This is a genomic window from Bacillus sp. RC240 (assembly GCF_044907945.1).
Taxonomy (GTDB): domain Bacteria; phylum Bacillota; class Bacilli; order Bacillales; family Bacillaceae_G; genus Bacillus_A; species Bacillus_A mycoides.
This window is the reverse complement of the sequence record NZ_JBIYCT010000001.1, coordinates 647,394-672,630: the sequence shown is the minus strand read 5'-3', so window position 1 is coordinate 672,630 and position 25,237 is coordinate 647,394. Positions and strand designations below refer to the sequence as shown.

Sequence of the window (25,237 nt, the reverse complement as noted above, 5' to 3'; positions counted from 1 at the left end):
TTTATCTCGACCAACTAAGTGTTTCCCGCCTATGGAATTAAAGAATTTGAGCAGTGGACTCTGCCCTCACTATTCTTAAAATGAAACCCAATGATCCCTATGGATAACTTCATAACTAGGCCTTTCCCCTCTTGCTTGAATATCTTGGCTTTGCATACCTTTTAGATCCTTTAGTTCCTCTGCGCTATATGTGCATTGTCCTTTTCCTATTACGCGCCCTTGTTGCGTGATTACTTCCACGACTTCACCCACTTGGAAAAATCCTGACACATTTGTAACACCAGCAGGAAGAAGACTCTTTCCATGTTGAATGATGGCAGTGGCTGCCCCCGCATCTACTTCAATTTGTCCGCTAACAAGCGAATGTAGTGCGATCCATTGCTTGTTTATCTTAATCACTTTTTGAGGAGCATTCCCGATATATGTTCCATCACCTTTGCCCTTCATAACATCTAAAAACTTCTCCTGTCCACATCCCGTTCCGATAAATACACTCACTCCAAGAGATAGTGCCGTCTTTGCAGCATCGATTTTTGATTTCATACCGCCAGTCCCAAGTTTTGAGCCAGCATCTCCTGCAAGAGAAGCAATTTCTTCCGTTACCTCAGGAAGGAAATGATATTTTTTCGCATCCGCATTTTTCTGAGGATTTTGGTCATATAAACCGTTCACATCTGTAAAAATCATGAGCATATCCGCCGAAACAAGTCCGCTTACTAAAGCTGACAGCATATCATTATCACCGAACGTCAGCTCTTCTAAAGAAATGGAATCATTTTCGTTGATTATAGGAAGAGCGGAACGATTTAGTAGCTCTCCTAAAGTAGCGTAAGCGTTACTGTATTGTTCTTTTCTAGAAAAATCACTTCTCGTTAGTAAAAGTTGTGCAGTAACGATACCATATTTACGGAATTCCTCCGTGTATGCCTGCATTAATAAACTTTGCCCGACAGCGGCAGCAGCCTGTTTCCCTTTAATTGTCACAGGTCTGCTAGGATACCCTAGAGCAGAAAAACCTGCAGCGACTGCCCCAGATGTAATCAACAAAACTTCATGCCCTTCCTCTTTCAATCGTGCCAATGCAGCAACGTGATCTGAAAGTTGTTCTTTACAGATGCCTCCATGACTTGCTGCCAAGGAACTGCTCCCAATCTTTACAACAATTCTTTGCTTTCTCACTTTTTTATCCCCCAAGTCTAAAATCAAAGTTTTTATAAATTACACTTTTATTTATACAGTTTGCAGCTATGTCTATCCTCATCAATGCTGCACCTATAGTACTAAAGGGCAAAATAAAAATGACCGCTTCGCCCTTAATAAAATAAAAAGGACGAAACGGTCATTGTTCCGCGGTACCACCTTAATTGATATACATAGATATCCACTTGGCGCCTATAACGCAGGCGTACGCCTAAACTTTCATTTAAGACTCAGGGATAGGTTCGATACATTCTATACGAGGAATCTTTCAGCCGGTGAATTCCACTCTCTTTCGCAAGAAGACATATGTACTATTTCCCTTCAACGATTTTCGGTTTAATTTTTTATATTATGCGATATAATTTGATTTGGTGTCAAGAAGTATTTTTAAAAATAAATAGAGCGGCAAGTTACTTGTATGAAATTATTACCCTACTGAATGAAAATACAAATCGATATAAGTTTACCTCATATTCATCAACATAAAACCTAAAATTAAAGTGTATATATTTACATAATGTCGAATATAATTGATTTTCAACTTTTGGTGTTGCAAAAAGGAATATATTCTCTTAGAATGTTTCTTTATATTGCATGGAGATGTTATTGTTATTTTAAGATAACAATTTCAAAATGATATAATTTATTATAAAAGGAGCAAGATTGAGTTATTATGGATAAACAAATTGGATTCATCGGTTGCGGAAATATGGGAATGGCTATGATTGGTGGGATGCTAAACAAAAAGATAGTGTCTGCAAATAATATTCGTTGTTCGGATTTAAACACTACGAATTTAAAAAATGCTAGTGAAAAATATGGGCTAACTACAACTACTGACAACAATGAAGTAGCTAAAAATGCTGATATTTTAATTTTATCAATTAAACCAGACCTATACGCATCAATCATTAACGAAATAAAAGAAATAATCAAAAACGATGTTATCGTCGTAACGATCGCTGCCGGGAAAAGCATTAAAAGTACTGAAGAAGCTTTTGCTAAAAAATTAAAGGTTGTAAGAGTAATGCCTAACACCCCTGCTCTTGTTGGAGAAGGAATGTCTGCGTTATGCCCTAATGAAATGGTGACAGAAAAAGATTTAGAAGATGTGCTAAACATTTTCAATAGCTTTGGTCAAACAGAGATTGTAAGCGAAAAATTAATGGACGTTGTAACATCTGTAAGTGGTTCTTCGCCAGCATACGTATATATGATTATAGAAGCGATGGCAGATGCTGCCGTACTAGATGGTATGCCAAGAAATCAAGCATATAAATTCGCAGCTCAAGCTGTATTAGGCTCTGCAAAAATGGTACTAGAAACAGGAATACATCCAGGTGCATTGAAAGATATGGTTTGTTCTCCTGGCGGAACAACGATAGAAGCTGTAGCAACATTAGAGGAAAAAGGCTTACGAACAGCAATCATTTCAGCTATGCAGCGTTGTACGCAAAAGTCTGTTGAACTATCTAGGCAAACTAAAAAGTAATAAATAAGTGTAAAGAAACCCACTTTAAATACATTCACATATCTTTAAACAGTTTTAGACTATATGTACATTACATTTACATACTCCTCCTTTTTCACCTTTAACTGAACGGACAAATTCAAGGATAATTGAGTTTGTCCGTTTTCTATTTTGTTATCTTAAAATAATTTCACTGTTCTTATTATCATTTATTTTATAGCGTAATACCCTTTTATCATTAAGGTAACATCATTTTTATATGTATTTTCTGCAGATTGTATTAAGTTTTAAATCATACGTTTCTTGTAAAAGACATGATACATACCAGATGAAATATACTCAGAGACTAAGCATAATATCTATTGAAAAAAGTAATATCAATCGCCCTAAATTGTTAACATAATATTTTTATCGTCCTCTAATATTAATACCTACTATTTCCTAATCCACCTCCATTACAATTTAAATCATTTAAGTTTGCTGTTTATCCGGCATTTACCATTTAAACAAAAACTCCCCTTAAATCGAAAATGATTAAGGGGAGTCAGTCATATTTGATGAAGTTATAGTTCTGATTTTACTGGAATAGAAACATTGTTTTTCACTAATTTTTTAACGTCTTTAAAGCTAACAAAATTGTTGTTTTGCTCATCCCAAAGACGGAAACGGATTGACCGCAAGCTTGTAGCAAGAGTAATCGTTGGTACATTCTTTAAAGGAAGCGTATTATTGTGTGCCTCTTCTAGTTTATAGTTAGGTACTCTTGGACTTAAATGGTGAACATGATGAAATCCAATATTACCAGTTAGAAATTGCAGGATTTTGGGAAGTTTATAAAACGAACTTCCTTCCACTGCCGCTTTCACATATTCCCAATCTTTATCTTCTTCAAAATAAGAATCCTCGAATGTGTGCTGTACGTAAAACAGCCAAATACCTATTGAACCTGCTATTAAGAATATGGAACCATGTACTAAAAGAAACGATTGCCATCCGATTGCCCAGCAAAGTAACCCTACTAAAGCAACAATTAAAACATTCGTCAAATAGGTGTTCATGCGTTCCTTCTTTCTAGCACCTTTTCTGTTAAATCTATTTTTAAGTAAGAAAACATAAATCGGACCTAACACAAACATAACGAATGGGTTGCGATATAAACGATATGCTAAACGGAGTCTAAATGGCGCTGCCAAATATTCATTCACTGTAAGCGTCCAAATATCTCCTGTACCTCGCTTATCCAAATTACCACTTGTAGCGTGATGAACGGAATGCTCATGCCCCCATTGATCAAACGGGAATAAAGTTAAAACACCCATACATGTCCCTACTATTCTATTTACACGGCGACTTTTAAAAAAAGAATGATGGGTACAATCATGAAAAATAATGAAAACCCGTGTCATAAATCCAGCGGCTAACAGAGATGGAACTAATGCTAGCCAATAAGAAACGGACAAACTTTTATAAGCAAGGTACCATAAGATAATAAATGGCACTACCGTATTGATGATTTGCCAAACACTTTTTTTTGCCGTTGATTTTTCAAAAGGAGCAACTTGTTTTTTTAAATTTTTAGTATTTTGTAATGTCATTTTTTCTAATTCCTTTCCTTTATGTTGCTAATTCGTATTATAACACATTATTAGTAGTAGGTGTTATACGTAGGTATAATAAATATTTTATACTATGAAAATCTCTTTTTTCTTACTCATTCCTTACAAATTACTTACGTCCAGAATAGCTTCTATTATAGGATAGAAGGAGCATTTGTGCCGGAAATTTCGAAGTTTTTCCAAATAAATATATTAATTAAAAAGAAACACAGAGTTTTTTTCACTTCTGTACTGCCCTGTTTCCACAATAAGAAGTGAGCTGTCCTGCTTTTTTCGTCTCAGCTTTTACCTCGTTATCGTTCATTATGCTTCCTGTACCTAGTACAATCGTTCCCACTAATGCTAGCCTCATTATCTTTTTACGAAGATTCATCATTGTTGCTCCTCCATAAGCTGTTTTCGACATCCTCAATGTAAACAAGGATTTGATTTTCCATAACATTTACGCAAGCTTATATTTATTCTTTTTTATTATTAATTCCCCACTGTCAGGAAACTAACAATAACCAGTTTTCTAGAACGATAAAAAACGAATAACATACACAATGAACGTAATGTTCACTTGTTACAACTGATTTTACCGGAACCGGATCTATTTCATGAAACAAATCAAATTACATTTAAAATAAAAAACTAGTCTATTTTGAAAACTTCCCTCACTTTTATTTAACTGTTATTCTATATAAAATATAAAAATTCAACGTCCGTTTATTTAATTTCAAATCTATGATATATTCAAAATATTAATCACACAAAGTTAATAAAATGAAAACAAGGGAAATTTATGAAAGAATATATTTTATATTCATACTAAAATCACATAGTTTTTAGTATAGAAAGGAGATTCAAAATTTGAATAAGAATTTAACCAAAATTACATTAATAAGCGGTCTCGCTCTCATACTTTATCATTTTTTCAAATGGTATTTAGTTGAATTCCTTACCCCATTTGTTATGCCATTTCTTTCAATAATAGTTCATGGATTGTTTTTCTTAATATTAATTTTCACAATCATACATCTTATCAAATACAAAAATTGGAAACCATTAATTATTCAATTAATCATAATAATTACTTGGATATGTATACCATTTAATGAGATTTATATAAATTTAGATTTTATTATCTATAAAGAAGACCGTGAAAAAGTTATAGCACTTATAGAACATAAAGAGTTAACTCCTAATGTTCATTATGATAGTAGACAAATTCATTTACCTAAACAGTTTGCATCCACTTCCAAAAACGGTGGGGATGTAATTATTCAACAAAATAAAAATGGTATTTCTGTTTTCTTTTTTACTTATCGTGGTATATTAGATAATTTTTCAGGATTTATTTATACACCAAATGATACTAGACCAAACAAATACGACTTTAATAATGAATATAAAGAAATCACAAAAATAGAAAAAAACTGGTATTATGTGACATCATATTAAAGAACACAAAAATTTTCTTTTAATTATATTAAAAACATACCGTATTTATAGAAAGGGAATGCTTGTATACTATATACTGATCTGTACTGCATTCCCTAATTAGGCCCGAAACGGATTCTTGTCGTATTAGCTCATTCAAGGTGATGCAATTTTTTTACAAGCGATACATCTTTTTTATCATATACGTCGCTTTAACACCACTCAATATAGAGGGTGCTGTTTCAAATGACTCGAACCTTAACATATGAGTAGCATCACACATCCATCAACTTAAGAATTTTCTCGTTTTGGATTATTTGTTTTTCTCAGCTTGATTGTGACAGGGCACTGCCAACAAAAAGCGATTTTCGTACGCTAAGCGATCTTTTATATAAAAAGCCGATTTCTTGTAATCTAAAGGATAATCGGCTTTTTACTATTGATTTATTTGTAGTAGTTGAAGAAATTCTAAAGGTATAATCATATTAATTATTATCTATAAAGTGAAACTTTAATCAGAGGTTTTTTTTTCCATCCCCACTGATTATTAGCCTTCACCAATCGGGCTTTTACGGGCAGCCCGACTCCCACAAATAGCGGGATAAGAACGACTTAATCGTTACTTTTAACATAACATCATTTACAGAAAGAAGGAATGATTATCTTCATTAAAATACAAAATTGGTTTAACAATAAAAACAAGATTATAATAAATAAAAATTTATTGTTAAACGATAAATTTCATGTTAGATTAAATAGATAATTAATAAATGAGGTGCTTTATATGAAACAAGGATCAACACTCTTTTTAAAGACAGCTATTATTCTGATTGGAATCCCTGTTCTTGCTTTATGTATATTTTTAGTTCCTAACATAGGGAAATATGCAGCAGAATTGTTCCCAGATATTGCATTTATAAAATATCTTGTTTTAATCAATCTATATGCAACGGTGCTACCTTTTTATTTTGCTCTATATCAAGCCTTTAAGCTTGTAAGCTTCATTGACAAGGGTAACGCTTTCTCGAAATTATCTGTTAGGGCTTTAAAAAAGATAAAAAACTGCGCAGTAACAATCAGTATTTTATATGTGGTAGGTATGCCACTCTTCTATCTTGTAGCAGAGAGAGATGACGCACCAGGTATTATTATACTTGGCATGCTCCTAATCTTTGCTTCAATGGTTATCGCAGTCTTTGCTGCCGTTCTCCAAAGACTTTTAAAAGATGCGATAGATATAAAATCAGAAAATGATTTAACGGTCTGAGGTGAATAACATGGCAATAATAATTAATATTGATGTAATGTTAGCTAAAAGAAAAATGAGTGTAACAGAGCTTTCGGAGAAGGTTGGAATTACAATGGCTAACCTTTCTATATTAAAAAATGGAAAAGCAAAAGCAATTAGAATTACAACTTTAGATGCTATTTGTAAAGCATTAGAATGCCAGCCTGGGGATATTTTAGAATATCAACCTGAAGATAGCGAATAAAAAAGAGTCCTTCTCGTAATGAAGGACTCTTTTTATCGCTCATTACGGCGCAAAACTTATTTGCCCAGTAAACAATAAGATAATCGCGATAATCCAAAAAATAAAAAACGATGAGGAAAGTATTAATGAGATAATTGCAATTGCCTTCTTCTCTGTTTGTTTCGTCATTGTAATTATTGAAAGTATAATACCTACACCTGTAAGAGCAATCGTTACATAATCTCCAACTATATTTCCCGCATTCGCTATTCTCGTCGGAGTTATAAAAACGAATAAAAAACACATAATTCCGATGAGTAAAGATATATAGCTTATTATACTGTACTTCTTTTTGGGAACTATTTCGGTTCTCATAATACCCACCCCTTTTATATAGCTATGTGTTCATATTAGCACGAATAACCATAATTTGGTTAAAACAAAAAAACAGATACAGTGGAAACTTCCACTGTATCTGTTTTTATTTAATATATAAACCAGCTATTTCTTCTTTAGCGTTATAAGTTATGATAAAGGTACGTTGTTCTTTACTATATTTTGCTACGAGAACAACTGTATATAAACCATCTTTTTCTTCAATCGACTTTTTTTCAATCTTTTCGAATGTACCAGCTTTTTCAATTACAGGTGTAAGATCTTTCATTTTTTCTTCTGGTAATCCAGCTTTCATTTTACTATCAAATTTGTCATGCACCTCTTTATACTTAGCTTCATTTAGTAACGTTACAATTTCTTCCGCCTTCGGAATAAATTTTTTTGACGTACTTTCATCTACTTTATTACCGGTACATGCTGCAAGTGCGAACGCCGCAATAGCACTTATAATAATGAGTAACATTCTTTTCATTTTAATACACCCTTTCTTTTTAAGATGAAACTATAACTAAATAGAAGTAAAGCACAAATTGCTATTGTAACTTCTACAGTTAATATAGCCCTATCTGCTGGTACGTATAGTGGGATGATGCCTGTTAGTGCATTTACAGTCCCATGGATGAAAATTGCATATACAACATAACGAAATTTCTTTTGGACAACAGCTTGCAATACAATGAATGACAGACCGACATGGATTAACATCGCAAAGATACGTTCCACTCCACCGACAAAATAACTATCCGTATTTCCGCTAACTGTTTGCGATAATAATAGAGATACTACTGGAATACCGACTATCAATACAGCTTCAATACCACCGTGCCCTACTCCGAATAAAAATCCAGACTGCCAATCTCGTGGTTTCATAAAATAACGCATTGCAATAAAACGAGCTATCTCTTCAAAAATACCAGCTGACAAACTAAGCATAATCACAAATAATATAGGCTGCATGACACTAAACATTGAAAAAGCTGTGCTATTTCCATTTAAATAATTCAGTATTGGTATACGGATTAAAACTTGTGATACAACAAATGCCAATACGCCTAGCATATACGGGATATAACGTTTCTTCCAAAAAGCATATAAAAGTGCAACAAGCGGTAATCCTATACTTATACACGCTGTAAAAATAAGACCATTCATCTCGTTTCACCTCTTACTTGAAGTGTATAAAAACGAGTGAAGAAAGTATGTAGTTCTTTCCTATTCGGTTTCATTTTCATCATAGATGGTCATTTCATCTCTTTTAATATGAATGTTTGAGTAAAATAAGGACTTACATACGTTGTTTCTAACGTCGCATTATTTGTTTTATTCATAATACGTTTTAATGAGAATAACCCGTATCCTCTAGCCCCTTCTTTACTTGAATGGTTTTTCTCATAAATTTTTTGCAAATCAATCACTTCATCCTTTGAACTATTACGTACAATAAAATATTGTCGTGAATCCATTTCAAAGAATGCGATTTGCAATATCTTTTCCTCACTATGTACTGCCTCTTCAATTGCATTGTCTACTAAAACTGAAATGATGCGAATAAATGAAATGATCGTCATCGAAACAATTTCAATTTTCTCCGGTATATCAAGCATTACTTTTATTTGTTGTTGCTGGGCAGTACCAACTTTCGCTCTCAATACACTTCTCACTTCAGGTATATGTATACGAGATAATTTCGCAAGATCAAGTTCATGATCATTTATTGTTTTTAACGTAGGAGCTATAACGTCATAGTACACTTGCTCAATTTCTTTCACATTTTTCGTACGTATTCCCTCTTCTAACGATAGTAATACATTCATATAATCGTGACGGAAACTAGCAAGCTCATCATGCATATCCTCTAATTTCTCCACATAATCTAATAACTCTTTATCTAAACGTTTTTCATGCTCCTCCACTAACTCCTCTTTCGCCAAATGTGAACTTAGTAATACAATAAGTAGTAATATAAAAAACAATACAATTGCTGATATGTAACTTAATTCACCATATTGTTGATTTAACTTTGCTAAAAAATCAGTGGATGGTCTAGTCAAAATTAGTTCAATAATAAACCCGACAATTAACAAAATATAAGTAATATAATATAGTGGACTTCCTACTATGTACTGAGCAATGCTTTGAATTCGTTTACGAGCTAATACAATACCTATAAAAGTAAGGGTTGATACGATAAGGTGAATAATGCTACCTGTCCATAAATATAAATTGAATGGCGTTAACATAAAGATTTTCATTCCTAAATCGAAAAGCAACATTTTCACTAACGTTATAATCACCATACTCACTAGTGCAAAATATAAATTATGCTTAAATTTCAATTCATTTTGCATTAATCCTAAACTTATTAGAAATAACACAATGGTACTATTCAACTCTGGATATCTCGTTACTGTTACAACAATCGCGAGTAAAATAATGAATACCGCACTTAAAGTTATTAACATTCTAACTGACAATCTATTGTACCGAATTAATTGAATGTATAAAAACGTATGGCTCATACTAGTAAGCAGTATTGCAAATAAATCATAAATATACATTACATCTCACCCTTTAATATGTTACGTACTTTACTCAATAAACGACGTGATACTGGAATACGTTTCCCGCTTTTTAAAACTATCATTTTTTGCTTCGCATCGTAATAAGACATTTGCTTCGTATTCACGATATATGATTGATGACAACGAAATAAACGTTCATCTATTATTTCTATCTCCTTTAATGTTCCATAAAAATAAACGATACGATCTAACGTCACTAATGCTAAACGGTGCGGTTCATCAGTCATAACATATTCAACTTCATGAAACGGAACCCGCACAGTCGCATTACTATTTTCAACGATAAAATCATCAGATGGAATAATATGCTTATTACGCGCTTCATATTGGAGTAAACATTGTTCAAAAACGTTACACCTCTCCTCGTATGGCAACCCTTTATCAATAAAAGTTAAAGCTGATACCATGTATTGATATGAAATAGGCGCAAATTCAGAATGCGTCGTTACAAACACAATAATTCCTTGCGTATCATACTTTCGTATCTCTTGTGCCACTTGTAACCCTTTACGTTCTTCTCTTTTTATCTCTATATCTAAAAAATAGATTGGGATATACTTCGCCTTAGGAATGTTAGTAATGATGTTTTCACTTTTACTAGTTACCTCTATAAAATCAAAAGGCAACATATACTCCTCACAAATCTCTTCAACTAGCCGCTTCATTTGCTGTGCTTGTATGACATCATCTTCTAAAATGAAAATACTCATGTGATCACTCGCTTTATTGAAATCTTTTCATCTATAGATTTATCTATAACTATATAATTCAAATCGTTATACCAATCTCCTCCTAAGTACTAGAAAGTATTAATTTTCTATAGTTTTTATAAAGCATAGAAAATAACCTCTACTTTCAAGCAAAAAGTAAAGGTTTTATTTGAATTATTTATAAAATAACCTCTCTATCAATCACTACGTTAAAAAATTCCGAGTAATGCGATAAAGAATAATCCGCTACATCACAATTCCCTTGAAACATACATGTTGAAATACCTAATTCTTTTGCAGGTAATAAATCTAATTCTCTATCACCAATAGCTAAATCAATACTGTGCTTTTTATGCAAATGATCATAAGATAAAGTGTTCGGTTTTCGGGGGAAACCATCGTCAATTGTAACCATATCGACGAAGTATTTGTCCCAGCCGTAATATTTTAAGATTTCCATAACTCCTGCCCTATGTTTATGTGTCATAATCACGTTTTTATGTGCAAATTTCAAAATCTCTTCGACATCTTCAAATGGTTTCATATCTTTTGGAGTAAACTTTTTCTTCAAAACCTTAATCTTTTCTTCCTGCGCACTTGAAATGTTGTAATACTGGATTGCGTGGGAATATGATATTTTTAAGTTTTTGTATATTTCTTGTTTATCTACTGCATCACCTAATATTTCAGAAAGCATCATTGTATATGCAGGATACGTATTAAATAACGTCCCATCAAAATCCCATAATATATTCATTTTATACACCTTCTATTTTGTACTTACTTACATTGTTACATATTTTGTATTACTAAATCCGCCCTATCCCTCGGCAATTCCGCTTCCAAATAATGCTCCTCAGCTTTCCAATACCTACTTTGAAATTTTGAAAGATTCCTCTGCGTTTCTGGACTTTCACGTAGAAACCTTGTCTCTCTTGAACAATCCAAATACATCATATAATGAAAGAAATCTCTCCATTCTTTTCGCTGCAGAAAAACGCCTTCTATAATTATTACACCTACTAAAGGAAGCTGTATTTCTTTCATTTCACATGAGTCTGTTTCATCATGATAAAAAGGTAATTCTAATTCAATGTCGCTTTGTAACTTTTGAAAAAGGTTTCGCAGCAACCAATCGATATCCCATTGAAGGTTGTAGTACTCATACCACTCTTCAAATCCAGTATTATATCGCTCGTTACGCTCGGTAATATGATCGTCAATATGAAAAATATGAAACGAGATTCCACTTCGTTTCATATTTTCTTCTAATTTTTTAACCAATGTTGTTTTACCCAAACGACTTAGTCCGTCTATACCTATTATAAATCGCTTATCTTTATGTTCCTTAATAACCTTCATTATTTCATTTGTGCTCATTACTTTTGCCAATCTTCTTTTAATAATGAATAAACGACCGTGTCATGAGCAACATCATTTTGAATCATATATTTTCGAAGTAATCCTTCTTCTTGAAATCCGACTTTTGTTAATAAATTACGGGAAGCTTCATTTTCTATATATACGACAGCTGCAATTCTTATAAATTGCAACGTTTCAAATCCGTAAGCTAGCATTGCTTGCAGTGCTTCGGTTGCGTATCCTTGCCCCCAATATGTATCATCTAGCTCATAACCAATTTCAGCCCGTTTATGATGATTGTTAATTAAATGAAATCCACACGTACCAATTAATTGATCCGTTCCTTTCTTCTCTATTCCCCAGCGAAATACGCTTCCCTCTTCATTACGCTTTCTAAACGTTTGAATTGTCGTTTTCGCTTGCTCAATATTTTCGAAAGAGTCCATTCCAAAATAACGAATAACGGATTCTTTTGAAAAATAATGGAACATCGCTTCTGCATCTAATAGTGTAAGTTCTCTTAATAGTAAACGTTCTGTCTCTAATTTTGGAAACCCCATCCTCTTTTTCTCCCTCTATTCTAATGAACTACAAATTTCAATATAATTACCGTCTGGATCAGCAATGTAAGCAATTGTTTGTCCCCACGGTTTTACGATTGGCTCAACTAGAACTTTCACCCCTTGTTCTTTTAATTTCTCAATCGTTCCCTTTACATCTTCTACAACAAACCCTAACTCAAAATGAGAAGATTGTAGTACACCTTCTGTAAGAGGTAGTCCCGTTAACTCCTTAACATCCTCTCGTGTATTCATCGCTAAAATTGTTGCTCCTGTTTCAAATTCAATATATGTACCGTGCTCTTCTCTTATTGGTAATCTTAAAATTTCTTTATAAAACTGAAGACATTGCTCAAACCTTTCTACATATAAAATAATGTATTTCATTTTTAAGTTCATAATTATTCCCCCTTAACCTTCACCTTTAAAAATTCGACAAATGTTTTTAAAAACCTTGTACCTTATTGAGATGGGCACAAAAAAATGAGGCCGATTTCTCGGCCCCCCAGCTTATTGGCATAAAACAGGAGATTTGGTTTGGACATAACCAGTTCTTACATTTATTATATTTTATTTTTTCTGAATTTTAAATATAATAAACACCTATTTATATTGAGAAAGTTTTTTTACTTGCATAAAATCATACCGCTTAAGAAATGCTACAAATGGAGGTGTATACATATGGAACCAATGCTTTGTCCAAGTTGTAAAACGAACCGAACGCGCTTTAATATTCTTGAGCAACAAGTAAAACCAGTAAAATTAAATCCACAAACTGGTCATGTAGAAGAAGAATACACGAATGAAACGATGAACGCTTTTCATATGGCTTATCAAGGACCTACTTACCGCGTCCAATGTGCTGTATGTGGGCTTGTTGAAAACCCAGAACAATTTATAAAACCTGCGCAAAATCAGTCTTTCTCTTAAACATTTCCCTACCCCCTATCAATTTTCTATAGGGGGATTTTCCGTTTTACGTAAGTAAGGTGGACAATTGCTGTTTAATCAAAGGTTCCTAATTCATCTACATGTCTACTATTCATACACCGTTATATATTTTTCTTTTCCACACAAATATAGCGGCCCAATAGAATCAAAGAACAGCTAAGCCTTGCGACCCAAAGTAAGGAAAATTTGATGAAGCAACAACCTGCAACCTTACTAGACTACCATCACTGTGAATATTAAATACTGACACTGTGCCCTGATTTCCATTAAGGGTGTAAAAATGTCGTCCATCTTTACTCACTCCAACATCCATCGGAAGACCCGGTGCTGTCCCCGGCGGTGTACTAGTAATATGCCTTACTACTGACAGTACTCCATTGGGGGCGATTTGGTAGGTGGAGATGGTGCCACTTAAAGTGTTCGTAGTGTAGGCAAAACGTTCATCCTTCGTTGTTATAACCCAACAGGCAGTTTTATATCCGTTTTGTACAGAGCCGCTGATTACATGAAGAGTACCGTCATTGCTCAATGAATAAGATGACAACGCATTTGAAACCGCTTCTGTAACTAAGAGAATTCCGGACGATAGAAAGTAAGCACCCAATGGGCCTTTACCGTAAGAATCATTAACAATTGGTCCTGTAACCGTACCATCTTTATTTACATGGAAGATACTGAGATGGTTTGATGTAAGCTCGGAGACAACAATTTTACTACCATCCGGGGTGAAGAGCACTTGTGCAGGCTGAGCATTAAAGGTACTGAGAGCATGAGTGGATCCTGGAATAGGTGTAAGGTTTCCCTTATCATCTATGTGAAATCCAGTAATATTTGATGCAAAATTGTTTGCAGCATTACCTACATTGGAGACATAGAGAAGATTATCATACACACCAATGCTATTGGGCTGAGCACCCCCTGATGACTTTACATCCACGAAAGTCGGCACCCCGTTATCTGCTATGATAAAGCTACTAATACTATGACTGCCTGCGTTAACTGCAAATAGGAAACGACCATCACGGGACAAAGTGAGAGAACCTTGTGATGCTAGAGGATCTATACCATCGTTTGCCGTTTCTGTAGAAACTTCCTTTATACCAGTACCTCTTCCGTAAGTTCGGTAAGAACCCACAAAAGTGAGCACTCCATTCGTATCCATATGAAAAGCAACAATGTGATTCATTACTTCATTATTAGTCATCATGTATACCATACTCGCACGAGCACGAAAATAATTGTTCATTCTCTGCATTTTATGACTCTCCTCCCTTCATAATTTTATATGGTTCTTTTTCCATTTAAATTCCCCTGCAAATGGAAATTGATTTAGAAATATCTCTTACTCATCTCGTAGTTTCTTTAAGTGAAAACCTTATTCACTTCCCTATTATATTTTCAACTCCACACTCTTTTAGTAATATTTACATAAGAGAGGTGAAATAAATGATTTTAAATAAAAAGTTAATGATTCCATCTACATTTCTACTATTAACTTGTCACATAAGTATTTTTTACTTTTGGATTTTCGATTGGAAGAAGATAACAACTCCTTACGGTCTAGCTATATGGATTGTTTCTACTGTTTGCGGCTTTTTACTTTATTACCACTTTAAACATCAAAACTCTAATAAAATAGTCTTAATCAGTAGTTCATTATTATTAATCGTTTCTTCATCATTTATGATTTTTTTAGGTATTATTACTAGTATTATCTTTGTAACTGTTAGTTCTATTCCTTAAATATACAGTCTTTTATTATGTAAAAAAGAGTGAACAAAATAAAATTACATAGAAATGAAAGAAGATGATTCCCGTATAATATCTACGAAATCATCTTCTTTTAAAATCCGCTCTTTATTATAATATTTCGCTTTTCAATTTCTTAATTTTCCAAGAGAGCCTTATAAAGAGATACATCCACATACAACTAACAACCCCCACCATAACTTTCGCCCAAATAGGCACTCTTGATTCTATCGGACTTAAAAATACGTTATACATTGATGGTAATATAGTTGCTAACATAATAACAAAGAATAGTGATAACTCCTTTAGTTTTTGTATCCTCGTCTCCTTTTCTGAATATATATCCGGCAACTCATTTTCCTCTTCTACTTCCTTACAAAAATAATTCCATTTTGTAAAACTCGTTACATGTTTCCAGCCACACATTTCATATAGTTCAATATATTCTTTTTGTTTTTCTTTTGAATCTTTATAATCCAATCTAAAATCCGCTTTATATATTACATCTTTCGGCTCCGTTTTCTTAAACGTATACATCACATTGTATTTTTGTAATGCCCAGCCTTGTTGGTGCATATTCCGTAAAAAAGCTTCTTCTTTTTCTACGCTCCATACCGCGAAAGGTTTGAATATCTTCTTTGTCTCCATCTTCCATTCACTCCCCTAATATACTGTTTCCATTCCTTACAGATCTCTGCAGTCTGTTATACTCTAGCTCTAACACTTCTCTACCAAATGGTGTTAACTCGTAGCACTTCTTTCTGTCTGTAGAGGCAACTTCAACAATCAATTTCTCTTTTAATAACTTCGTAGTATTCCCATATAAAGTACCAGGACCGAGCTTTACTTCCCCATTTGTCATCTCTTCTACCATTTGCATAATTCCATAACCATGCATTGGCTTTACAAGTGACAACAATATGTAATATGTCGCCTCAGTTAATGGAATGTATTTTTGCGCTTTCGCATTCATTATAACTACCTCCGATACATCGCTTCATGATATATCGACTTACGATACATCGTATAACGATATTGTGTAATCATATTCCAAAATATGCAAGTGTAATATTAAAATTAAATATCTATTTCTTCGGATTAAAAAATCATACCAATTTTCTGAATAATTTGTTAAAATATAGAAATATCCACTTTTATTTTGAAAGGAATGATACATATGATAAATAAATTAAAAGAAAACATAGGATCTGTTTTTGTCGGTAAGGAAAATGTAATTGATTTACTCCTCGTTTCACTGCTTGCTGATGGACATGTACTGCTTGAAGACGTACCTGGTACTGGAAAAACATTACTAGCAAAAACAATCTCTAAAAGCATTGGTGGTAATTTTTCTCGCGTTCAATTTACCCCTGATGTACTTCCGAGTGATGTAACAGGTATTGAATATTTCAATCCAAAAACTAGTGAATTCGAATTAAGACTTGGACCAGTTATGACAAATATACTACTTGCAGATGAAATTAACCGCGCGATGCCGAGAACACAATCTAGTTTGTTAGAAGCGATGGAAGAACGACAAGTAACGCTTGAAAAGCAGTCTACTCCTCTTCCGAAACCATTCTTTGTTATTGCGACGCAAAACCCGATTGAATCACAAGGAACTTTCCCTCTTCCAGATGCACAACTTGATCGCTTTTTAATGACGATTTCAATTGGTTATCCGTCTCCTGAAGATGAATTAAAAATGATGCGCCGTTTTCGTAACAATGCACCGTTAGAAAGCGTCACATCTGTCATTTCTTTAGAAGACATTTTAGAAGCACAGAAACAAGTGAAAGAAATTTTCGTATCAGAACCGTTAGAACATTACATTATTAAGCTTGCTCACGCTACAAGAAATCATGATTACATTGCTAACGGTGTAAGCCCGCGTGCTACATTAGCTTTAGTACGTGCCGTTCAAGCACTAGCCTTTTTACGCGGCAGAGAATATTGCACACCTGAAGATATACAATTTTTAGTTCCTTCCGTTTGGAATCACCGTATCGTCTTATCAATGGAAGGAGCTTTACGTACGACAAAAAATGAATTAATGCAAAGGATTTTAAAAGAAGTGGACGTACCTGTGGAGATTGAACAAGCATGAATGGACAGCGCGTTGTAACTGTACCTTTATTTTTTCAACTCCATATTATTCAATTAACTGTGCCAGGCGCTATACTTTTTACGTTTTTTCTGCCGCAACGAATTATTATGTTTCTCTTTTTCTTCTACTATTTATTTGCGATTTTCATTTATAAATATGTCGCTTACTTAGAGAAAAAATTTCAAATTATAAATGAGAAACAAACAACTCGGCTTTTCCCAGATGAATCTGGACAATTTTATATTCATTTAAAAAATGGTGCAAACATACCACTTGTTAACGGCGTTTGTTATTTTCATTTAAATTCATCTCTTATACCGCATAAGGATCAAGGGATTGAACAAATATCGAAAACGTTATTTTCTTTCCCATTTTCACAACCTGCTCATTCAGCACAAAAATGGGATTTAACATTAACCGCAACGAAGCGTGGTGTGTTTCAAATTGAACAGTTCGAATGTGTTTTAAAAGATCCTTTTCATCTTTTAACTGTACATTTACCTGTTTTCGATAAGTTAAAGGCTGAAATTATTGTGTACCCTTCTCCTAAAGAGGTAGCCGGCTTACAAGAACTTCAGCAACTATTAACAGGTTCGTATCGAACGAATTTCTCTTTTTACAATGATGAAACATCCATTATCGGTGTAAAGCGCTACGAGCGTGAATCATTCCGCTCTATTCATTGGAAAGCATCCGCCAAAATGCAGGCGTTACAAGCGAAGCAATATGAACCTGTAAAAAATTATAGTTGGACGATTTGTCTTTCTTTAGCTGCTGATCGCGGATTCGGTTGGAAAGAAAATGTAGAAGACCTTATTTCATTTACAACATACATTTGTCAATTCGCAACGAAGCATCAAATACCGTTTGAATTATTTATTAGTCTATTAGCAGAAACTGGTGCATTGCATTTACCATTAAATGAAGGACAAACACATTACGGGAAGGCTTTAGAGGAATTAGCACGTATTTCAGATGATAGTACGTTACTTCCAAAACAAGGATTTCTTCACTATGTAACGAGAAAAAGGGAGCGATCCTCTACAATGATATACATCGGTATGCAGAAGAATGATCTCCCTCTTCTATCTCAGCCTACGTTCCTCATTAATAATGAAGGGATGGTGGAGAAGCTTGAAAACTTGGCTCTATCACGTTAATGACTTTATTCTGCTCCTCCTCCTTTCGTTATTAACAGAAAGGGACGAACTAGTTGGTATTGCTATATTTTTAGTGACCGGTTATGTAGGAATATTTCTTCTTCATAAATTTATGAAGAAAAAAACAACAGGTTTTGTACTACTGTTAGTTATTCAAATAATCGGTTGTTCTTTATTTCTACCTTTCTCTATTTTAGGCACAATATTATTACCACTGTTTTTCTTTATCTTACACTCTGTTGGACCGGGATATCCAGTACAAAAATCGTTAGGCGGTATTGTATGGTTTGTCGTTTCAGCTATATTTTATGCCCCCTTTCCACCATTGTGGAAATTGTTACTATTAACTTTACACATTATGATTACATTTTGGTTAACAGGTTCCAATCGTAATCAACAGCTATTACGTTTCACTTCTATTATTACGATTGGAATAATTAGCGTTTTACTTATTCCGGTATTTCCTTATATTCGGCTTCTTTTTTCTTATATCATACAAGTAGTTGCCTTAGGATTTGGTTATGCTTTAAATCCATTGTTCTCGGCAGCTGCATTAAAAGATACAGACGACTTTTGGTCGAATAAAGGAAATTTAAAAGATCCTCAAATTAAAGAGGACCTGGGGCAGCGTCCTTTTGATCCAACTCTCATAAATAGCATTACAATAATAGCCTGTACAGCCATCGCTATTTACGTCGTTTGGAAAATAGTAAAAAAACGAAAACATTTGAGTTTACCAAATATGCCTGTCTTTGAATCTACAATCATTACTGATAAAGAAGGCATTAGCCCAAAACGGTTCAAACGAAATAAACCACCACATAACGAAATTCGTAAAGAAATTTTCAAACTCGAGAGTAAACTATCCCCCCCTTTAAACCGAGAACGAGGAGAAACTGTTGAAGCTTGGCTAGAGAGAATTAATGATGAAGAAGAGGTAAATATTCAGAGTCATATTATTATAGACGCGTATAATGTAGTGCGTTATTCAAATGGTGAAAACACTGTACTTCTGCATGAATTTAAGGAAGAGGTTTATAAGCTTTATGCGTATCAGAAGAGTTTGAAGAAGAAGAGAAAATGATGTATACAAAAAGACTCCTATTAAACTAGGAGTCTTTTTGTGTAAAAGTCCACGTTGCTTTTCACAAATTATGCTTTTTTTCCTGCTTCAATTTCTAAAGATTCTTCATGCCACCAAAGTGTTTCTTCAGGATCCTCTTTAGCAATTTGATGTGCTTCTTTTTTCGATTCTACAGTAGGATAAGAACCTTTTAGTGCACGTCCTGATGTTGTGACAAACAGTACACTAAACACAATTAATCCAATTACACTTACACCTGTTAAATAAAATGCTGGTGCCAGTGGATTACCAGTAGCATGAACTAAGTATGAACATACAAGCGGCGTTGTACCACCGAATATAGATACAGAAATATTAAAGGAGATAGAAAGCGCACGATAACGTACATCTGTGAAAAAGAGTGCTGGTAATAGCGAAGGCAATGTTCCTTCATATACACTAAGGAAGAAACCTAAAATGAAAATACCCGCAAACATGGCTACAATATGTCCGTTACCAATTAATAAAAATGCTGGAATTGAACATAATGCTAAACCGAGTAAACCAATTTGTACTACGCGTTTATTACCTACTTTATCACTTAATTTACCGAAATAAAGTGCTAGTGGAATCATAAGTGCCATCGTAATTGAAATAATTAATAAGCCCGTTGTTTCTTTGACTTTTAGTACTTGTGTTAAATAAGAAGGAATATACGAAAGGATCATATAGTTTGTAATGTTAAAGAAGGCAACAATTACTGTGCTTAATAAGAAGTCTTTTTTGTGATATTTTAATATATCCATAAATGAAAATTGTTCGTTGTCTTCAGATTCCTCTTGTGCTTTTTCCATCTCTTGAAAGATTGGAGATTCATCTAAATGACGTCGTAAATATAAACCGACCAAACCAATTGGTGCAGCAATTAAGAAAGGAATACGCCATCCCCAGCTGAGCATTTGCTCATCTGTTAATAATAACGTTAAAATGGTAACAATTACCGAGGCAGCAATGTAACCTGAGAGTGTTCCAATTTCAAGACCACTACCGAGTATACCACGCTTTTTATCTGGAGAAGATTCTGCGATATAAACCATTGCTCCTGAATATTCGCCGCCTGTAGAGAAGCCTTGAATCATTCGAGCAATTAAAAGTAGTATTGGTGCCCATACACCAATTTGTTCATAGGTTGGTAGTAATGCGATGAATAATGTAGAAAGTGCCATTAAAATAATAGTTGTACTTAAAACAATCTTTCGGCCATACTTATCTCCTATTCTACCAAAGAAAATACCTCCGATTGGTCGAACGAGAAAGGCCGCTGCAAATGTACCAAATGTAAGTACAAGTTGCAAACCACTATTATCCACACCTGAGAAGAATAATTGACTTAATATTACCGCTAAATACGCGTATAATCCAAAGTCAAACCACTCCATTGCATTCCCTATACCAGTAGCAATAACTGCTTTTTTCGCTTGTTTAGAATTGACAATATTAACGTCTTGAGGTTCAAAATTCAAATCATTATTTTGTTGCATATAGTAAAACAGCCCCTTATTTAATTTAACTTCTTTAAGCACACCTTCTCTTACTAGAATAAATTCAATACGAAGCACTTAAGGAAAAGCAACGTCTCCTTATCTGTTATTATTGTTTCACATAATTAATTATTTGTCCAACGAGATGCTTCCTAGATTAAGTAATTTACTATTTTAAAAAGCTGAAGAAGGCGCTATACGAGTACCTTTTTCAGCTTTTTATTTTAATACGTAAATTTATTTTTTTCACCCCTATTTTCTTCCTATTTGAATTAAAAATAAGGTGCTTTTTTATAAAGTTTTTTAAACACTCGCTATAGCTGATAAGCTATGAATACAGGAGATAAGCTCATAAATAAATGCATCAATTTCTTCTTTAGTAATTATATATGGAGGAAGTAAACGGATGATGTTCCCTTGTGTAACATCAACTAACATTCCTTTCTCCATTAGCTCCACCTGTAATTTCTTAACATTTTCATTCTTATCATTCAAACTAATTCCAAACATCATCCCAGCATGACGTACTTCCTGAATATAATAAGAATTTTCTTTCTGAATTTCTTGCAATTTATCATTTAGATAGTGTGACATTTCATACGCTTCTTGCATTAAACCATCGTCAATCAATGTATTTAAAACCGTTAACCCTAAAGCCGTTCCCATTGAAGAATGAGCAAACGTTGTGCCGTGATCTCCTGGTGCAAATACATCACATAACTTTTCACCTACAATAATTCCGCCAAGCGGTATCCCGCCTCCTGCTCCCTTACCAATTTGAATAATATCCGGTGTAATATTGAAATTTTGATAAGCAAATAGTTTACCAGTTCTCCCCATACCACTTTGAACTTCATCAACGATAAGAATGACATTATATTTATCACATAAGTTTTGAACACCATGTAAATATTCACCCGATAAAGGGTATATCCCCCCGCTACCTAATACAGGCTCTAGCATAATCGCAATTGGATTTTCTTTAACAATTGTTTCTTCTAATTGCTCTATATTCTCGCGCTCTACTTCATATACAGGAATCGATGTTTTAGGGAAATTTTGATATACACTTTCTTGTCTCGTAAAATGAAGTGCCCCTAACGTACGCCCGTGGAAGCTATTCTTCAGCACTACGATTCCTTCACGTTCCTCATGCGTATTCGCTCTATATTTATCAATTAATTTCAATGTTGTTTCTGTCGCTTCCGTACCAGAGTTTGTAAAAAAGACTTTTCCATTTTTTAAAGAGCAATCAACTAATTTCTTTGCATACTCAATCGCAACTGGATTTAAAAAATGAAACGGAAGATGCAGAGACTTCGTAACTTGCTCCATTGTCGTTTGCACGATTTTCGGGTGATTATACCCTAATACGTTCACTCCGACACCAGAAAATAAATCTACATACTCTTTACCATCCACATCATAAAGCTTGCACCCTTCTCCTCTTTCTATTGCAACCTTCGTACGACAATACGTAGGCATCATATATTCTTTATCTAATTGAAACCAATCCGACATTTTAAATTCCTCCTAGTTATTTTCCCTGTTTATTTATGTTCATTCTCTATAAAGTCATGTATAAATTCATTTTTAAGATTGTAATTTTAATAGTAATTTTCTTCCCGATATTCATTTTTCCATAATTTCTTCTATTTCAACAGGTCCACTACATACACGTTTTTTTCATCTAGCGGTCTGTTACTATTTTGAACTTTGCGTTTCATACATAATCAAGGCTATAAAATCATATTTAGTAACAATGGAAAAAAAAGATTTGGAGGCTATATCGATGGATGAAAACTATGATAAACAGGGACAATCTTTACTAGGGAAAGGCTTTAATGAAAATGGAGAACGTAATGAACAAGCTATACTTCACTCTCAAACAGTTGGTTCACGTGGACCTATTTTAAAGCAAGATAATGTACTGCACGAGGCGTTACAAGAATTTATTCATGAAAAAATTTTAGAAAGACCTGTTCATGCAAAAGGATTTGGTGCATTCGGTTATTTTCAAACGATATATCCGATGTCTGAACATACAAAACTAAGCTTTTTACAAAATTCTAATGAGAAAATTCCTGTTATGGTTCGATTTTCATTAGCTGTTAGTACGAAAGGAACACCTGATACTTCTAGAAATGTAAGAGGTTTTGCTACAAAATTTTATACAAAAGAAGGCGTATTTGATCTTTTATGTAACCACCTTCCTGTCTTTTCTGTTCGTGATCCGATGCGTTTCCCTGAAACTATTAATGCGTTATTACCTTCACCTAAAAATAACTTAATAGACCCTGATAGATTTTGGGATTTTGTTGCTAGAGCACCCGAATCCATTCATTTTGTTGTCCGTTTATACTCTGATGCTGGTACGGCAAAAAGTCTTCGCCACATCCCAGGACATAGTGTAAATACATATGTTTGGAGAAATGCTCAAGGTTATCGAAAGTATGTAAAGTATCATTGGTATCCATTTGAAGGTGTACAATTCATTACTAGTGAGGAAGCAAATAAACTGGCCGCCGAAAATCCTGATTATAGCGGGAAAGATTTATACGATGCAATTGAGGCTGGTAAAGCAGTGGAATATGGTTTATATGTCCAGCTCATGGATCCTAAAGATGAAACACACCTTTCTTATGACCCTTTAGATGATACAAAAGTATGGGATGAAAAGGAGTATCCTCTTATACCAGTAGGCAAAATGGTATTAAATAAAAATCCTGAAAACTATAAAGAACAAGTAGAAAAAGTCGCTTTCTCCCCTTCTAATTTACTAGACGGTGCAGAACTATCAGATGATAAAATGCTACAAGGTCGTGCTAACATTTATAGTGATTCTCAAAGAAGAAGAATTGGACCTGAATTTCGTAAAATAGCGATCAACCAACAGCAAAATTGGACACCTGCTAATCAAGCAACTAGCGGTGACGGAAGATACGTTGAAGGAAAACTTGAAAGAGCTTCTATAACTAAGCAAGACGACTTTGGGCAGCCTGGTGAATTTTATGCGAAGTTACAACCGATAGAAAAAGAACATCTTGCCGAAAACTTAGCTAGTGATTTGAAAGTTATCTCCGATGATATAAGAAAGGTAGTTTTAGGGTATTTCCATGAAGTGTCAGCTGATTTGGCAAAGAGGATTGAGAGTGCGATGCAAAGGCTTTAAGAATATAAAAAAACGTCATTTTTAATGATTAAAATGACGTTTTTTTGCGAACTTACTCGTGATTTCTATCGACCAATGTACATTTATTAACGAAATCTTTCCCCTTCAAGATTTTCGTCATCTCATTTCATATTATGGTACTCATTTCTTTTTTCCAGATAATCCTTTTCACATTGTAACGGCTTGTATTCCACGATTTTCCCTTGCTTCTTTTTCGTTTCGGTAACAATCCATTCCCCTTTTTCAAGGTTTAGGCGTTTCATTACATTAGTATCGTCTATTTCTTTATAAAGTAAAAATGCTTCTTGCGCCTTCACAAATAATCTAGGCTCTCCCCTATATCCACCACTATCATAAACTTTAGTTAGCGAATTATAATAAGAATCATTTTCCCTTCCGCCATACATCAAATGTGCAGCCTCTAGGTCTCTTTTACTAATTTCCCAAAAACTATTTCCATCAATCTTTAAATCAAATGTAGATATAATGTCATTCATAATGTTTTTCACATACTTTTCATCACGAATTTTACTTTCTTCCAGACAATCCGAAGATAACCTTGGTGCATTTGACTGAGAATGTACCACATGCTGTATAGATACGCACAAAATAAATACACTTAAAACATACAATAGTTTTTTCATATTTAAGTATCACCTCAAATGATTTAGATACTATATTATTTGAGGCTTAGGATATTCTT

At 33.9% G+C, this 25,237-nt stretch carries 28 protein-coding genes and 1 other annotated feature; of the genes, 10 read left to right on the top strand and 18 right to left on the bottom strand.

Annotated features, from left to right (window positions below):
- Positions 1 to 75: 75 nt before the first annotated feature.
- On the bottom strand, positions 76 to 1,179 hold the full coding sequence (proB, locus tag ABH955_RS03480) for a glutamate 5-kinase (RefSeq protein WP_404490878.1): 1,104 nt from the start codon (positions 1,177 to 1,179) through the stop codon (positions 76 to 78).
- Positions 1,180 to 1,323: 144 nt separating this feature from the next.
- Positions 1,324 to 1,534: a binding site (T-box leader), on the bottom strand.
- 339 nt (positions 1,535 to 1,873) lie between these two features.
- Here proB and proC point away from each other — a divergent pair.
- Positions 1,874 to 2,692 (top strand): pyrroline-5-carboxylate reductase, encoded by an 819-nt coding sequence (gene proC / locus ABH955_RS03475; RefSeq protein ID WP_404490877.1) that lies wholly within the window; start codon positions 1,874 to 1,876, stop codon positions 2,690 to 2,692.
- 542 nt (positions 2,693 to 3,234) lie between these two features.
- On the opposite strand, the gene desA is transcribed toward proC, so the two are convergent.
- A complete protein-coding gene (gene desA / locus ABH955_RS03470) occupies positions 3,235 to 4,266 on the bottom strand; it encodes a Delta(5) desaturase DesA (RefSeq protein WP_404447186.1) in 1,032 nt (343 codons plus the stop codon).
- Positions 4,267 to 4,507: 241 nt separating this feature from the next.
- Positions 4,508 to 4,663: a hypothetical protein gene (locus ABH955_RS03465; RefSeq protein ID WP_404447189.1), complete on the bottom strand. Its 156-nt coding sequence runs from the start codon at positions 4,661 to 4,663 to the stop codon at positions 4,508 to 4,510.
- Positions 4,664 to 5,139: 476 nt separating this feature from the next.
- On the opposite strand from ABH955_RS03465, the gene ABH955_RS03460 reads away from it, so the two are divergent.
- From ABH955_RS03460 to ABH955_RS03450, 3 genes are all read left to right on the top strand, one after another.
- The gene (locus tag ABH955_RS03460; RefSeq protein WP_002065987.1) at positions 5,140 to 5,730 is read left to right on the top strand and encodes a hypothetical protein; all 591 of its coding nucleotides are present in this window, start codon (positions 5,140 to 5,142) and stop codon (positions 5,728 to 5,730) included.
- A gap of 763 nt (positions 5,731 to 6,493) precedes the next feature.
- Positions 6,494 to 6,976 (top strand): DUF2975 domain-containing protein, encoded by a 483-nt coding sequence (locus ABH955_RS03455; protein ID WP_002013525.1) that lies wholly within the window; start codon positions 6,494 to 6,496, stop codon positions 6,974 to 6,976.
- Between the two features lie 10 nt (positions 6,977 to 6,986).
- Positions 6,987 to 7,202, top strand: coding sequence for a helix-turn-helix domain-containing protein (locus tag ABH955_RS03450; RefSeq protein WP_002084833.1), 216 nt, complete (start codon positions 6,987 to 6,989; stop codon positions 7,200 to 7,202).
- A gap of 42 nt (positions 7,203 to 7,244) precedes the next feature.
- On the opposite strand, the gene ABH955_RS03445 is transcribed toward ABH955_RS03450, so the two are convergent.
- The 9 genes from ABH955_RS03445 to ABH955_RS03405 form a co-directional block, all read right to left on the bottom strand.
- Positions 7,245 to 7,556 carry a hypothetical protein gene (locus ABH955_RS03445; protein WP_404447195.1) on the bottom strand — a complete coding sequence of 104 codons (312 nt, stop codon included), beginning with the start codon at positions 7,554 to 7,556 and terminating at the stop codon, positions 7,245 to 7,247.
- Positions 7,557 to 7,662: 106 nt separating this feature from the next.
- Positions 7,663 to 8,049: a DUF3887 domain-containing protein gene (locus ABH955_RS03440; protein ID WP_404447198.1), complete on the bottom strand. Its 387-nt coding sequence runs from the start codon at positions 8,047 to 8,049 to the stop codon at positions 7,663 to 7,665.
- Positions 8,046 to 8,729 carry a YhfC family glutamic-type intramembrane protease gene (locus ABH955_RS03435; RefSeq protein ID WP_404453347.1) on the bottom strand — a complete coding sequence of 228 codons (684 nt, stop codon included), beginning with the start codon at positions 8,727 to 8,729 and terminating at the stop codon, positions 8,046 to 8,048. The genes ABH955_RS03440 and ABH955_RS03435 overlap by 4 nt, the downstream gene beginning before the upstream one ends.
- An 89-nt stretch (positions 8,730 to 8,818) precedes the next feature.
- Positions 8,819 to 10,135: a GHKL domain-containing protein gene (locus ABH955_RS03430; RefSeq protein ID WP_404453344.1), complete on the bottom strand. Its 1,317-nt coding sequence runs from the start codon at positions 10,133 to 10,135 to the stop codon at positions 8,819 to 8,821.
- A complete protein-coding gene (locus ABH955_RS03425) occupies positions 10,135 to 10,869 on the bottom strand; it encodes a response regulator transcription factor (protein WP_404453341.1) in 735 nt (244 codons plus the stop codon). Before ABH955_RS03425 ends, ABH955_RS03430 begins: the two co-directional genes overlap by 1 nt.
- A gap of 178 nt (positions 10,870 to 11,047) precedes the next feature.
- Complete coding sequence (locus ABH955_RS03420; RefSeq protein WP_404490876.1) at positions 11,048 to 11,626, bottom strand: HAD-IA family hydrolase; 579 nt, start codon at positions 11,624 to 11,626, stop codon at positions 11,048 to 11,050.
- A 35-nt stretch (positions 11,627 to 11,661) separates the two neighbouring features.
- Positions 11,662 to 12,249: a kinase gene (locus ABH955_RS03415; protein ID WP_404490875.1), complete on the bottom strand. Its 588-nt coding sequence runs from the start codon at positions 12,247 to 12,249 to the stop codon at positions 11,662 to 11,664.
- Complete coding sequence (locus ABH955_RS03410; protein ID WP_404453334.1) at positions 12,249 to 12,791, bottom strand: GNAT family N-acetyltransferase; 543 nt, start codon at positions 12,789 to 12,791, stop codon at positions 12,249 to 12,251. Before ABH955_RS03410 ends, ABH955_RS03415 begins: the two co-directional genes overlap by 1 nt.
- A 15-nt stretch (positions 12,792 to 12,806) precedes the next feature.
- On the bottom strand, positions 12,807 to 13,190 hold the full coding sequence (locus ABH955_RS03405; RefSeq protein WP_404453331.1) for a VOC family protein: 384 nt from the start codon (positions 13,188 to 13,190) through the stop codon (positions 12,807 to 12,809).
- Between the two features lie 282 nt (positions 13,191 to 13,472).
- Between ABH955_RS03405 and ABH955_RS03400 the strand changes: the two genes are divergently transcribed.
- Positions 13,473 to 13,721 carry a hypothetical protein gene (locus ABH955_RS03400; RefSeq protein ID WP_002013535.1) on the top strand — a complete coding sequence of 83 codons (249 nt, stop codon included), beginning with the start codon at positions 13,473 to 13,475 and terminating at the stop codon, positions 13,719 to 13,721.
- Positions 13,722 to 13,887: 166 nt separating this feature from the next.
- On the opposite strand, the gene ABH955_RS03395 is transcribed toward ABH955_RS03400, so the two are convergent.
- Positions 13,888 to 14,997, bottom strand: coding sequence for a lactonase family protein (locus ABH955_RS03395; protein WP_404490874.1), 1,110 nt, complete (start codon positions 14,995 to 14,997; stop codon positions 13,888 to 13,890).
- A 191-nt stretch (positions 14,998 to 15,188) separates the two neighbouring features.
- Here ABH955_RS03395 and ABH955_RS03390 point away from each other — a divergent pair, with 191 nt between their 5' ends.
- Positions 15,189 to 15,485, top strand: a complete 297-nt coding sequence (locus ABH955_RS03390; RefSeq protein ID WP_404453326.1) for a hypothetical protein — start codon at positions 15,189 to 15,191, stop codon at positions 15,483 to 15,485.
- Positions 15,486 to 15,602: 117 nt separating this feature from the next.
- On the opposite strand, the gene ABH955_RS03385 is transcribed toward ABH955_RS03390, so the two are convergent.
- Both ABH955_RS03385 and ABH955_RS03380 read right to left on the bottom strand, forming a co-directional pair.
- Positions 15,603 to 16,139: a DUF2812 domain-containing protein gene (locus ABH955_RS03385; protein ID WP_404453323.1), complete on the bottom strand. Its 537-nt coding sequence runs from the start codon at positions 16,137 to 16,139 to the stop codon at positions 15,603 to 15,605.
- A 7-nt stretch (positions 16,140 to 16,146) separates the two neighbouring features.
- A complete protein-coding gene (locus tag ABH955_RS03380) occupies positions 16,147 to 16,464 on the bottom strand; it encodes a PadR family transcriptional regulator (protein WP_000991891.1) in 318 nt (105 codons plus the stop codon).
- A 204-nt stretch (positions 16,465 to 16,668) separates the two neighbouring features.
- On the opposite strand from ABH955_RS03380, the gene ABH955_RS03375 reads away from it, so the two are divergent.
- Genes ABH955_RS03375 through ABH955_RS03365 form a run of 3 tightly spaced genes read left to right on the top strand, consistent with a single transcriptional unit; the run spans position 16,669 to position 19,842 of the window.
- On the top strand, positions 16,669 to 17,598 hold the full coding sequence (locus tag ABH955_RS03375) for an AAA family ATPase (RefSeq protein WP_012261180.1): 930 nt from the start codon (positions 16,669 to 16,671) through the stop codon (positions 17,596 to 17,598).
- Positions 17,595 to 18,758: a DUF58 domain-containing protein gene (locus tag ABH955_RS03370; protein ID WP_404453320.1), complete on the top strand. Its 1,164-nt coding sequence runs from the start codon at positions 17,595 to 17,597 to the stop codon at positions 18,756 to 18,758. The genes ABH955_RS03375 and ABH955_RS03370 overlap by 4 nt, the downstream gene beginning before the upstream one ends.
- Positions 18,733 to 19,842: a DUF4018 domain-containing protein gene (locus ABH955_RS03365; protein ID WP_404453317.1), complete on the top strand. Its 1,110-nt coding sequence runs from the start codon at positions 18,733 to 18,735 to the stop codon at positions 19,840 to 19,842. The genes ABH955_RS03370 and ABH955_RS03365 overlap by 26 nt, the downstream gene beginning before the upstream one ends.
- A gap of 68 nt (positions 19,843 to 19,910) precedes the next feature.
- On the opposite strand, the gene ABH955_RS03360 is transcribed toward ABH955_RS03365, so the two are convergent.
- Positions 19,911 to 21,362, bottom strand: a complete 1,452-nt coding sequence (locus tag ABH955_RS03360; RefSeq protein ID WP_012261183.1) for an MFS transporter — start codon at positions 21,360 to 21,362, stop codon at positions 19,911 to 19,913.
- A gap of 303 nt (positions 21,363 to 21,665) precedes the next feature.
- On the bottom strand, positions 21,666 to 22,883 hold the full coding sequence (locus tag ABH955_RS03355) for an aspartate aminotransferase family protein (protein WP_404453314.1): 1,218 nt from the start codon (positions 22,881 to 22,883) through the stop codon (positions 21,666 to 21,668).
- A gap of 271 nt (positions 22,884 to 23,154) precedes the next feature.
- On the opposite strand from ABH955_RS03355, the gene ABH955_RS03350 reads away from it, so the two are divergent.
- Positions 23,155 to 24,534, top strand: a complete 1,380-nt coding sequence (locus ABH955_RS03350; protein ID WP_404447228.1) for a catalase — start codon at positions 23,155 to 23,157, stop codon at positions 24,532 to 24,534.
- 122 nt (positions 24,535 to 24,656) lie between these two features.
- Here ABH955_RS03350 and ABH955_RS03345 read toward each other — a convergent pair whose 3' ends face one another.
- Positions 24,657 to 25,178, bottom strand: coding sequence for a hypothetical protein (locus ABH955_RS03345; protein WP_404447230.1), 522 nt, complete (start codon positions 25,176 to 25,178; stop codon positions 24,657 to 24,659).
- Positions 25,179 to 25,237: the final 59 nt, after the last annotated feature.